11 protein-coding genes are annotated in these 12318 nt (G+C 43.1%); 8 read left to right on the top strand and 3 right to left on the bottom strand.

Features of this window, described 5'->3' with window-relative positions; translation table 11 throughout:
* Positions 1 to 8: 8 nt before the first annotated feature.
* From CLV51_RS00555 to CLV51_RS00545, 3 genes are all read left to right on the top strand, one after another.
* Positions 9 to 1016, top strand: coding sequence for a lysylphosphatidylglycerol synthase domain-containing protein (locus tag CLV51_RS00555; protein ID WP_158266894.1), 1008 nt, complete (start codon positions 9 to 11; stop codon positions 1014 to 1016).
* A 9-nt stretch (positions 1017 to 1025) separates the two neighbouring features.
* Positions 1026 to 1817: a DUF3108 domain-containing protein gene (locus tag CLV51_RS00550; RefSeq protein WP_106526067.1), complete on the top strand. Its 792-nt coding sequence runs from the start codon at positions 1026 to 1028 to the stop codon at positions 1815 to 1817.
* 123 nt (positions 1818 to 1940) lie between these two features.
* On the top strand, positions 1941 to 2642 hold the full coding sequence (locus CLV51_RS00545; protein WP_106527540.1) for a response regulator transcription factor: 702 nt from the start codon (positions 1941 to 1943) through the stop codon (positions 2640 to 2642).
* 195 nt (positions 2643 to 2837) lie between these two features.
* Here the strand turns inward: CLV51_RS00545 and ruvB are convergent, their stop codons facing one another.
* A complete protein-coding gene (gene ruvB / locus CLV51_RS00540) occupies positions 2838 to 3866 on the bottom strand; it encodes a Holliday junction branch migration DNA helicase RuvB (protein WP_106526066.1) in 1029 nt (342 codons plus the stop codon).
* Positions 3867 to 3982: 116 nt separating this feature from the next.
* Here ruvB and CLV51_RS00535 point away from each other — a divergent pair, with 116 nt between their 5' ends.
* The 3 genes from CLV51_RS00535 (at position 3983) to CLV51_RS00525 (ending at position 8362) form a co-directional block, all read left to right on the top strand.
* Positions 3983 to 6133 (top strand): TlpA family protein disulfide reductase, encoded by a 2151-nt coding sequence (locus CLV51_RS00535; RefSeq protein WP_106526065.1) that lies wholly within the window; start codon positions 3983 to 3985, stop codon positions 6131 to 6133.
* An 8-nt stretch (positions 6134 to 6141) separates the two neighbouring features.
* Positions 6142 to 7458: a M20/M25/M40 family metallo-hydrolase gene (locus CLV51_RS00530; protein ID WP_106526064.1), complete on the top strand. Its 1317-nt coding sequence runs from the start codon at positions 6142 to 6144 to the stop codon at positions 7456 to 7458.
* Between the two features lie 145 nt (positions 7459 to 7603).
* A complete protein-coding gene (locus CLV51_RS00525) occupies positions 7604 to 8362 on the top strand; it encodes a hypothetical protein (protein ID WP_106526063.1) in 759 nt (252 codons plus the stop codon).
* Positions 8363 to 8437: 75 nt separating this feature from the next.
* On the opposite strand, the gene CLV51_RS00520 is transcribed toward CLV51_RS00525, so the two are convergent.
* Both CLV51_RS00520 and CLV51_RS00515 read right to left on the bottom strand, forming a co-directional pair.
* On the bottom strand, positions 8438 to 9289 hold the full coding sequence (locus CLV51_RS00520; protein ID WP_106526062.1) for an endonuclease/exonuclease/phosphatase family protein: 852 nt from the start codon (positions 9287 to 9289) through the stop codon (positions 8438 to 8440).
* Between the two features lie 106 nt (positions 9290 to 9395).
* Complete coding sequence (locus CLV51_RS00515; RefSeq protein ID WP_106526061.1) at positions 9396 to 10082, bottom strand: peptidoglycan DD-metalloendopeptidase family protein; 687 nt, start codon at positions 10080 to 10082, stop codon at positions 9396 to 9398.
* 66 nt (positions 10083 to 10148) lie between these two features.
* Here CLV51_RS00515 and CLV51_RS00510 point away from each other — a divergent pair, with 66 nt between their 5' ends.
* Both CLV51_RS00510 and CLV51_RS00505 read left to right on the top strand, forming a co-directional pair.
* Entirely contained in the window at positions 10149 to 10907 is a 759-nt protein-coding gene (locus CLV51_RS00510) for a prolipoprotein diacylglyceryl transferase (RefSeq protein ID WP_106526060.1), read from the top strand.
* Complete coding sequence (locus CLV51_RS00505; protein WP_106526059.1) at positions 10900 to 12309, top strand: radical SAM protein; 1410 nt, start codon at positions 10900 to 10902, stop codon at positions 12307 to 12309. The genes CLV51_RS00510 and CLV51_RS00505 overlap by 8 nt, the downstream gene beginning before the upstream one ends.
* Positions 12310 to 12318: the final 9 nt, after the last annotated feature.

Raw genomic sequence — 12318 nt, 5'->3', positions numbered from 1 at the left:
GTTTATTTTTGCCAAAATCTTACTATCTGAACAAAAGTACCAAAATAATTCTCAATTACTTATTAGGGGCGGGGCTTTTTACATGGCTGGCATACTCTATTTATTCGCAATTGATTCATCGCGATAATCTGCAGCAGTCATTGTTGCAGATGGGTGATTCCCTGCAACAAAGAGGATGGATGGGCATCTTCATAGTATCGATCCTCATGCTTTTTAACTGGGGACTGGAAGCACGGAAATGGCAAAAGGTAGTTAAACCACTGGAGGAAGTATCTTTTTTACGGGCTTTCAGCGCTATTCTTTCGGGGGTATCGCTCTCTATTAACACACCAAATCGTGTAGGCGAATACGGTGGACGCATTCTTTACCTGAAAAATAAAAACAAGCTTAAAGCGATAGCTGCCACTATTGTGGGTAGTTTCAGTCAACTGATCGTGACTATTATCTTTGGGTTAATTGGCTTGATCTATTATGTCAATAACTTCACGCTGGTAAAGGATCATGCCTATACTACCACCACTTTCTGGCAAAAAATACTGTTAGGAACACTGGTAGTTATTTGTGCCCTGACGATATTGTTATATTTTCGGTTGCAAATTATTCTGTCTGTATTTGAAAAGATACCTTTCCTTCGTAAAGTAAAGGTGTTTGTGCAAATCATTGTGAAATACTCATCCGGCGATTTACGTTACCTGTTGCTACTTTCAGCCCTCCGGTACATGGTCTTCTCGGCACAGTATTTGATTTTGTTGGACGCACTGGGACTGGAATTTCTGTGGATACAAGCCTTTTTGTTGAACAGCATAATTTATCTTGTAATGGCGGTAGTACCTACCATTGCTATCGCTGAACTGGGAGTGCGCGGAAAGGTGAGTATTTTTTTTCTTGGGTTGCTCAGTTCCAATACAGCGGCTATTATAGCAGCAACTGTAGGGATATGGCTAATCAACCTTGTGCTGCCGGCCGTTTTAGGAAGCGTGCTGCTTTTAGGAGTAAAAATTTTTAAGGAAAAATAGCTTCCACCAATGAGGTATCTTCTACTCATAGTTCTAGTAATCACCTGTATTCAACCCGTTGAAGCCCAAAACGACTTCTGCTCTATCCGTAATTCCAGTTTTAATGCAGGAGAGACCATTACCTTCAAAGTGTATTATAACCTCGGTAAAATGTACGTAGGCGCAGGTGAAGCCATTTTTACCAGCGTCCTCGAACGTTTTGCCAACCGCGATGTATACCATGTAACCGGCGATGGGAAAACTTACCGCGCATACGACTGGATCTTTAAAGTACGCGATAAATACGAAAGCTTTATCGACACCGCCACCCTGCAGCCACTGAAATTTCTGCGCAATGTAAATGAAGGCGGATATAAGATCTATAACAATGTGGTATTTAACCAGGCTGGTCATCAGGCTATCAGCACCAACGGCACTTTTACGGTGCCACCTTGTGTGCAGGACGTGATCAGCGCTATCTATTACGCCCGCAATATCGATTTCAGCAAGTATAACGCCGGAGATAAGATCCCTTTCGCCATGTTCCTGGACGACCAGGTGTATAATATCTACATAAGATATATGGGAAAAGAGGAAGTGGATACCAAGTTCGGGAAATTCCGGGCTATTAAATTCAAACCCCTGCTGATTAAAGGAACCATCTTTGAAGGCGGAGAGAAAATGTCGGTATGGGTAAGCGATGACGCAAACAAAGTGCCATTACGCATAGAAAGCCCTATTTCTGTTGGAAATATTGTGGTAGATATGATTAACTATGGCCACCTCCGGCACCCCTTCACTTCCCTGTTGAGCAAGAAATAAGACGGATTACAGGCCCCGCCGGTAATAGTTTAACAATTCATTTGAGCTGACAAGCCCAAAATTTAACGACCTTTCCAGCCGCATAAAAAACTTTATATTTGTTATAATCAACCCTTTATGATTATGGAAGAACGTAAACCGAAAATATTACTGGCCGAAGATGATACCAATCTGGGTATGGTGTTAAAGAACTACCTGGAGCTGAATGATTATGATGTTGAATTGTGCCGCGATGGTATTCTGGCGCTGGCAGCCTTCCGCCGTGAAAAATTCGATATCTGTCTCCTGGACATCATGATGCCCAATATGGACGGCTTTAAACTGGCGGAAGAAATCAGAGATGTAGATCCTGATATTCCCCTTTTCTTTCTGTCGGCCAAAACCATGAAGGAAGATATTATTCAGGGCTACAAACTGGGCGCGGATGATTATATCTCCAAACCATTCGACAGCGAATTGCTGCTGCTGAAAATTAAAGCTATCCTGAAACGCAACCAGGAACTGAATAACAAGGAAGAAGAAATACATGAGTTCATCGTAGGTTCTTATGCATTCAACTCCCGCCTGCGCACACTGGCACATAATGGTGAAACACATACGTTGTCTCCAAAGGAAAACGAATTGTTGCACATGTTATGCGAACATAAAAATGATTTGTTACCGCGTGAACTGGCACTGAAGAAAATTTGGGGTAGCGATACTTATTTCAATGGTCGCAGTATGGACGTATATATCGCCAAGCTGCGCAAATACCTAAAAGATGATACCAATATTGAAATCGTGAACATTCACGGAAATGGTTTCCGGTTGGTAGTGAAAGAGTAATAAAGCCTTCGGCTTTTGTCTTTCCCAGGATTAGACTGATTCCCATGATTTTTTTGAATTAAAATAAAAAGATTAGCGAAGATCAGAGCGGATATAACCGCTTTGATCTTCGCTAATCTTTTTAAATCTATCTAAATCAAAAAAATAAAATCAGGAAAATCAGGATAATCAGTCTAATCCTGGGAAAGACAAAAGTTAAAACAACATATTGTTTCCCCCTCTGAAAGGTGTTTTCCCCAGGTGCGTATACGCTTTCTCCGTTACCTCTCTTCCTCTTGGGGTACGTTTAATAAAACCTTCCTGGATCAGGAATGGCTCATACACTTCTTCCAAAGTACCAGCTTCTTCCCCTACTGCAGTAGCAATAGTGGTGATGCCCACAGGCCCTCCTTTAAAGTTTTCGATAATAATATTTAAGATACGGTTATCCATTTCATCTAAACCGTATTCATCCACATTCAATGCTTTGAGGCTGTACTGCGCTATTTCCATGTCGATGATACCATTGCCTACTACCTGCGCAAAATCGCGTACCCGCCGTAACAAACCATTTGCAATACGCGGTGTACCACGGGATCGCCGGGCTATTTCATTGGCTGCATCAGAAGTGATCTTGGTATGGAGCAATCCTGCGGCACGCCACAGGATCTTTTGCAGCGTAGCAGCATTATAGTATTCCAGTCTCGACTTAATCCCGAAACGCGATAACAAAGGTGCTGTAAGCAGCCCTGAACGCGTGGTAGCGCCTATCAGTGTAAACGGATGTAAGTTGATTTGTATAGACCGTGCATTAGGACCCGTATCTATCATGATATCGATGCGGTAATCTTCCATGGCAGAATACAGGTATTCTTCCACCACAGTACTTAACCGGTGTATTTCATCAATAAATAGTACGTCTTTATCTTCCAGGTTGGTGAGCAAACCTGCGAGATCGCCGGGCTTTTCAATAACCGGACCGGAAGTTTCACGGATGTTTACCCCCAACTCATTGGCTACAATGCGCGACAGCGTTGTTTTACCCAAACCCGGAGGGCCATGGAACAACACATGATCAAGCGCTTCGTCACGCATTTTTGCCGCTTTGATAAATATCTTCAGGTTTTCGATAATCTGGTCCTGGCCCGAAAAATCAATGATCTCCCGCGGACGTATACTATTTTCAAACTCTTTCTCAGCGGCGCTGAGCTTATTCTCGTCTGGTCTTAAAGGCTGATTGGACATATATTGTATGTGCCCAAAAATACGCAAATAATCAAAGGAAGTGCGGAGATACTCAGCAGCTATTGTTTGTTCCTGTTTATATGACTATTTTCAGATATTAAAATCTGTTCCCCATTATGCCCAAATGCCACACCCTGATAGCAGCGCTGATACTCTCTCATGCCATCTCTGTATCAGCACAAACAAAATTCAGAAAAAATGAAACCAGGTTATACCAGCTTACCACTACCAGTAATGCCCTGGATGTTAATAGGTTCATAGAAAAGATCTACCGGGTTACTATTGGGGACACAGATAAAAAAGGTAATACCAGCGCCATGTGTATGCTCCAAAGTGTGAGGGAGAAAGCCAGCGGAAAATATCCCGTAAATTATTTCAGTGGAGATATCGCCACCTATAAACTGAATGGGGCTGCTATTTTAGATGGTATGGCTTTATTGTATCTGCCGATGAACATCACTATTTATGCGAACGATAGCATTTCGGATCCACAGAATTTAGATGTGCTCACCAGCAAAATTATAAAGGACTGGGCGTTGGAAACAGAAAATAGTCAGCGCCTGCCACAAAATTTACGTAACACTGTTCCGGCGGAATTGCGGTTACTCTTTCGCAGTTCACCGTTAAAGCAGGAGGGAGCTGAACAAAAGGTCACCTTGCTACCGGCAGATGCGCCAATACCCAAAGCAGATACCGCCTTGTTTAGTGCACTTGTACGCATGGGCTGGCCGAGCAATTACCTGAAAGTAAACGGAGAACAGGACTCCGCCAGGGTAGTTGATTTCCTGGCATTAAATGACCCGAAATACAGTAGTGATCCTTTGTATAGTGTTGCAAAACTGGATGTTTACCAGCGCAGCAGGAAACCCTCTATGTTTGGGCTATACAGTGCTGCATTGCAAAAAATACCATCCGCTTATATTGCCGACAATATGGCCCACCTATTTAATAAGCTGGGGGATACTTTCAGGCACAATCCTGATTCCGCCATGGTATTGATCAGAATGTTGATGAGCAATCCAAATTTGTTGGAGAGCTGGATGAATAATTTCTTTGCCCAGAGTTTACAAAAGGATCCGGCAGATGCCATGCAGAATGAAAGGAAATCGGCTGTAAAAGTATTGCAACTGATGATGCAGGATAAGGATCTTGACTTGCTGTTAAAGCTCAGGCCCATGTACCTTTGGAATACTGCAATGGAAACTACGGATACGGCTATACTAAAAAATATAGCAGCACAATTCAACCAGGTAAATGTGGATGAGATAGTGCTGGGTAAAGCAGCGCGGTATGAACTGCTGGTATATGAACTGTTAGAAAAAGCTAATCTTCATAAAGAGGCCAATGCCTTACTGGACAAGGCTATAGTGGATCTGAAAATGAACCAGGCGGATACAGCATATTGGAATGGAAAACCCAAATACTTCAAAGATAAAAAGCTGGCGAATAAATACATACTCTCGCATGCTTACTACCTCAGGTATAAACAAACATTGTTGACTGATAAAAAGGCTGCATTGGGCTACCTCAGTCAGGCTGCTGCGAATGCACCGAAAAACAATGAAGAAAAAGTATATGAAAGTTATTACGACCGGAGTGCGCTTGAAGGAGAAGAGAGCTACCAGTCTGTGTTTGCCCGGGAGCTGAATGCAATGGGTAAACCGGAGGAAGCCATGAAAGTATTATCCAAACAATTATCTGCGCAGCCGGAAACATTGGAAACGGTGAAGACATACTTCACTGAACATTTTCCTGGTAAATCATTTGCTGCTTATTTCCGTGAAGTGTTGATGGAGGAATGGGAAACAGCCCCCAACTTTGTTTTAACAGGACTAAAAAATGAGCAGATCCGATTATCCGATTATAAAGGTAAGTGGTTGCTGATTGATTTCTGGGGAACATGGTGCGTGCCCTGCCGGGAAGATTTTCCGGCGATGAATCAACTGGCGGCAGAAATAAATGCAGGCACTCATCCCAATACCGCTTTGCTGGCTATTTCCTGCGCGGAATCATTGAAGGTGGCGCAGGAGTTTATGACGCAGCATCAATACATTGTTCCGGGTGCGCATTCAGATGGAGTAGTAGAAAAATTATATAAAGTGAGAGGCTATCCTACCAAAGTGTTAGTGTCACCTCAGGGGAAAATGTTAGACTTGCAATTCGGGAGCAACTATGCAGCCATCCTGCAAGCATTTAATACTGTCTATTTTAAGAAAGATCAACAACAGCAACCAATAACCAATATAAACAACGAGAAAAAAGATTAAACGCTTATATGAGAAAATCACTGTTATTACTACTGGCTACCGGCTGTATTACTGTTGCCGGTTATGCACAACAAATTAAAGAAAAAGAAGTAGCACGTATTATTGGTACGCTTGCTGCAGATGATATGCAGGGACGTTTCCCCGGCACACCCGGTATTGAAAAGGCAGCGCAGTTTATCAGCGGAGAGTTTGAAAAAGCAGGACTGCAGCCATTACCAGGTGAAAAGGGGTTTCTGGAGGAGTTCAGCAAATATAGTCTGCAACAAAGCAGTGTATCCTTCACCGTTAGCGGGCAACAAAAAGACTGGCCCGTTATCCCTCTGGGAAATAGCCGCAGCTTTAACTGGGAAAAAGATACCAACTATGCTGTTGTGCACGTAAAAGATCCGGGAGAGCTGATAAAAATTTTGTACAGCGCAGATTCGGTGAAAAAGAATACGCTGGTATGGATGGACGCTTCTCTGGTAGGTTATCTGGGGAATATCAGGGCTTCTTTCTCTGAACATTCATATGATAGTATTGCTCAGTTAGAAAGAGTAGCTGTCAATGCACCAAAGAAACAGGTGATCCTGGCATTTGAAAAGGAACCGGTGGCAGATACCGCTTCCTGGTCTATTCATATCGACAGAACCATAAAAAGCACGCATTTCGCCAATGTGGGAGGTATGATCAAAGGCAGTACCAAACCGGATGAATACGTAGTATTTTCCGGTCACTATGATCACCTGGGTATATTGCCGGCAGTAGCAGGAGATAGCATTGCCAACGGCGCGGATGATGATGCTTCCGGTACTACGGCGGTGATTATGCTGTCAAAATATTTCAAACAATTACATCCGGCACGCTCTGTTATTTTTGTAGCTTTCACAGCAGAGGAATCAGGTGGTTATGGCTCCAGATATTTTTCAAAAAAGCAGGATCCTGATAAAGTGGTAGCGATGTTTAATATTGAGATGATTGGTAAGGAATCCAAATTTGGTAAGAACAGCGCCTTTATTACGGGCTTTGAGAAATCCGATTTCGGACCTATTCTTCAACGTAACCTGAAAGGCTCTACGTTTAATTTCTATCCTGATCCTTATCCGGAGCAGGGCTTGTTCTATCGCTCCGATAACGCCACCCTGGCCAGATTGGGCGTGCCTGCGCATACTATTTCCACTACGCAGATTGATAAAGATAAATTTTATCATACAGTAGGCGATGAAGTGAAAACATTGGACATTACAAATATTACAGATATTATTAAGGCGATCGCTGTAAGTTCCACCTCAATAGTAAATGGAACGGACACGCCTACACGAATTGCCAAAGAATCTTCCAAATAAACTGACACCATATAATGATCCGATTGGGCCCGACTCAATCGGATCATTCTTTTTTTATTAACACATGAACATTTTGTTTTCCCAAATTCTTTGTTAAATTTACGGCACGAATTTCCCCCATTAGTCATTAAAAACCATATCGATAATGAAAACCGGAATCCTACATTTCTGTGGTGCAGCTGTGCTCGCATCTATGTTGCTATCATCTTGTGCTAACAAGGACATGGCAACTCCTGATCAACAACCAATTAACGACAAGGATGTCGCTACAGTGAATTATGAAATTTCTGCAGTGAATCAAACGTCTACATTAACGCCGGATGCTTCTGGGCGCTTATCTGCTATCACTGGTGATGCAGCTATGGCCAAAGCAGCTCCCGGTGGTTTCGACATTACGTGGGATACTGCTACTGCACGTTTAAGAGAAATTCGCTTTGACGCAAAGCGCGGAAAAGATGAACTGGAATTTAAATTGAAAACAGATCGCCAGATAGATCTGAAACAAGCGGTTGCTGTACTGGGCGCCATCAAAATTCCTAAAGGCACTTACCAACAGGTAAAAGTGTACGCAAGAGTAGAAGGCGACAAAAAAGATCCGGCTGTAAGACTGAAAGGCTGGTTAACCTGGGCTGGTAAGAAAATTCCAATGGAAATCCTGCTGTCCGGCCAGATTGAGCTGATGGCTAAAGGAAAAGATGTGGTAGTAACAGACACCAAAATTGATTGGAAGGGTTCCCTGAAAATCTCTATGGACCTGATTCTCACCAAACTCCAGGTAGGTGATTTTACCGGTTCTTTTACCAGCGGTAAATTACAGATCAGTGTGGATGTAAACGGCAGCCTGCACAACAAGGTAGTGGGTGCGCTGGAAAACAGTATGTCAGTAGAACATATGCATGACTAATAAATTACGAATTACGAATTGCGAATTACGTATCAGAGCGATCTTCGCGCTTAACCGTAATTCGCAATTCGTAATTTATTTTATCGTAATCTCTGCGTACACTGCAAAGTGATCAGAGGCATATCTTCCGCCCCATGTTTCAGAAATACTTGCATGTTTTGATACCCCGAATTTTCCTTTCAGAAAAATATAATCAATCGGTTTGTCTTCCATCTCTGAAATTTGCCATCCGTTGAAAGTGCCCACAGGGCCGAAATGTGGCGTTTGACTAATTGTCTTGCTATCAGTTAAATGAAGTGGATTACCCGGTTGCATCACTATCTGAATAGGTTCGTCATCTGGTGTGGCGTTGAAGTCGCCGGTGATGATGGCAGGTATGGCACCTGCTATTGTATGTACCTGCTGCAACAGAAATTTAGCACTCTCTCTGCGGGCAATTTTTCCCATATGATCAAAGTGTGTATTAAAATGGAAGAACACTTTGTTTGTTTTTTTATCCCTGAATTTACCCCAGGTAACAATGCGTGTACAAGCACCATCCCAGCCTATACGGCCGGCAACGGCAGGTGTTTCAGACAACCAGAACGTTTCGCAATGCAGTAATTGCAGGCGGGTTGTGTCGTAAAATATAGCGGCATATTCCCCTTTTGTTTTACCATCTTCTCTGCCTACACCAACGGTTTTATATTGTGGTAATTGTTGTTGCAGATCCTGCATTTGCTCATAGAGCGCTTCCTGTACACCCAGGATGCTGGCACCATGGAACAGTACTTCCGAAGCCACCTTTTCCTTGCGGTGAGGCCAGGCATTGAGACTGTCGTCTGGTGTATTCATGCGTATGTTAAATGTCATCACTTGCAGCGGAGCTTGCGCAGCTACCGTACCCATGATCAGGCAACATACACCTGACAGCAATATTTTTCTCATACAATATCGATTTAGCGCATAAAAATAGTAAGTGCAGACGGAAATCCTAATTTATGGGGAACAACTTTATGATTTGATAATTTTCGTGTGGAAATCAGGCAGTAACTTAATGTGTATACTGGTTCAATTGCAGGATCACGTCGGGGTCCGGACAATTCAACAAATATTTCTCCCGCTCACTGTAACGGCATACACCCGGATAATCTCCCCGATAATGCTGCATATCTTCAATAAGCTGGAAATGCAGGTGTGGCGGCCAGCCGCCGTTTTCAGACGGTGTGCCGAAGTGCGCCAGCGGCTGTCCTGCGGTGACAGGCATATTTTCGTATAGCCCCTGCAGGTTAGATATACTGAGATGTCCGTATAAGGTATGAAATGTATGGCCATCCAATGTATGTTGTAAGATGATGGTGGCACCGTAATCCCCGAAACGATCATTGAAGCGGAAGCTGTGTACACGTGCATTCATAGGTGCATACAGCTGTGTACCTGCTTCTCCCCATACATCTACGCCCAGATGGAGCCGGCGCGGCTCTTCTCCGGCATCAAAATGCGGACTCACCGCGTAAATGGTGCGATGCTCTCCATACCCACCAATGCCCAGCCGGCAGCCGCTTTGCTCCAGGGTATTATCAATATACCTGCAAAATTTACTGATATCCTGTAACGTGTTTTTAGTCAGAGAAGTATTGTTAGCAGTAAAATCCATTACCAGCAATTGTTCGTTTTCCTCCAACAGGGGAATAACGGGCTTAAACGTTGATTGATACTTCTTTAATACCTCTTGTAACATAGTTTACGGGACTTGACTTTCATCTAAATATAAATATTAATTTGTGGATTAAATAATTGTAGCCCTTTGCAGTTCCCCGTATATATCTCTTTGTTCTCTTTACACTTTCCGTTACATGCCATAACAGAAACACTTGGCATGTTCATTGGCTTCCGGTATTTTTTGTACCTGCGTTTAAAACAGAGCGACCATATAGACAATAGTAACCGTATCTGGGTCATCCTTGGCGCCATTTTTGGCGCGCTGTTCGGCAGCCGTTTATTGGGCACATTGGAAAACCCACCGGGACTCCTGCATGCAGATAACCTGCTGTTTTACATCTACCAGAATAAAACAATTGTTGGTGGTCTGCTTGGCGGACTCATAGGCGTGGAACTGATTAAAAAAGGCATCGGGGAAAGCATGTCTACCGGCGACCTCTTTGTATATCCGCTTATACTGGCCATGATCATAGGACGCATCGGTTGTTTTACCATGGGCATATATGAAGAAACTTATGGCCTGCCCACCTCCCTTCCCTGGGGAATGAACCTGGGCGATGGTTTGCTGCGGCACCCGGTATCGCTCTACGAAATTGTTTTCCTGATTTTACTATGGCAAACACTGGCTTTTATCGGCCGTAGATATACACTGGTAAATGGCGCCAGGTTTAAGCTTTTCATGATTGCTTACCTGATATTCCGTTTTCTGTTAGACTTCATCAAGCCCGGTTATCGTTTCGCCTTTGGCCTGGGATCTATACAGCTGGCCTGTTTGGCCGGATTAATCTATTATCTACCAACCGTCGTTTTCCCATCACGACTAATTCAAAAACAATATGTCTGAAAAAAACTACACTTACTACGATTTTACGCTGAGCATTTGCAGTACCTGTTTACGACGTGTAGACGCGAAGGTTATATTTGAAGATGAAAAAGTTTTCATGGTTAAACACTGCCCGCATCATGGTAAAGAAAAAGTGTTGATTGCTACAGATATCGACTATTACAAAAACACACGCAACTATAACAAACCTTCTGAAGCACCTCAGAAAACCAATACCAACACGCATTATGGCTGCCCCTACGATTGCGGGTTATGCCAGGATCATGAACAGCATTCCTGTTTAACGGTAATAGAAGTAACGGATCGTTGTAACCTTACCTGTCCTACCTGTTATGCGATGTCATCTCCGCACTATGGCCGCCATCGCACATTGGAAGAGATAGAGCAGATGCTGGATATTATTGTAGCCAATGAAGGGCAACCTGATGTGATCCAGCTCAGCGGAGGAGAGCCTACTATTCATCCACAGTTCTTTGAAATACTTGATATTGCCAAAACCAAGCCTATCCGGCATTTGATGATAAACACCAATGGTGTGCGTATTGCAAAAGATAAAGCGTTTACTGCCAGGCTGGCTACATATATGCCCAACTTTGAAGTGTACCTGCAATTCGATTCCTTTAAGCCGGAAGTGCTGGAACGTATGCGTGGAAAGGATTTGACAGATGTACGCAGGCAGGCACTGGAAAATTTAAACGAAGTAAATTTAAGTACCACGCTGGTAGTTACTTTACAAAAAGGGCAGAACGATGATGAAATGGGTGCTATCATTGACTATGCCATCAAACAACCCTGTGTACGCGGTGTAACCTTTCAGCCGGTACAGGTAGCCGGTCGTACCGATGATTTTGATCCGGCTACAGATCGTATAACGTTAACGGAAGTACGACAACGCATCCTGGAACAATCGCCTATCTGGAATGCAAACGACATCATACCGGTGCCTTGTAACCCGGATTCATTGGCCATGGCCTATGCACTGAAAATAGACGGAGCTGTTTTCCCTTTAACACGTTTTGTAGATCCGGCAGTATTACTAAATAACTCAAAAAATACAATCGTATACGAACAGGACGAAAGGCTGCATCAGCATGTACTTAAAATATTCAGCACAGGTATCTCTACAGATGCGGCGGTAAATGATATGCAATCATTACTCTGTTGTTTGCCACAGGTACAGGCTCCGGGGCTGGATTACAATAATCTTTTCCGTATTGTGATCATGCGTTTTTTAGATGCTTACGATTTTGATGTGCGTGCCATTAAAAAATCCTGTGTTCACATTGTACACAAAGACGGCCGTATTATTCCTTTTGAAACCATGAATTTATTTTACAGAGATGATAAAGAAGAATATCTGAAACAACTGCAGAAGGAACGTGAATTTATTCCAATTTTATAATGATTTGAT

Source organism: Chitinophaga niastensis, from assembly GCF_003014755.1.
Taxonomy (GTDB): Bacteria; Bacteroidota; Bacteroidia; order Chitinophagales; family Chitinophagaceae; genus Chitinophaga; species Chitinophaga niastensis.
The sequence above is the reverse complement of the archived record's forward strand: the minus strand, read 5'-3'. Positions and strand labels throughout refer to the sequence as shown.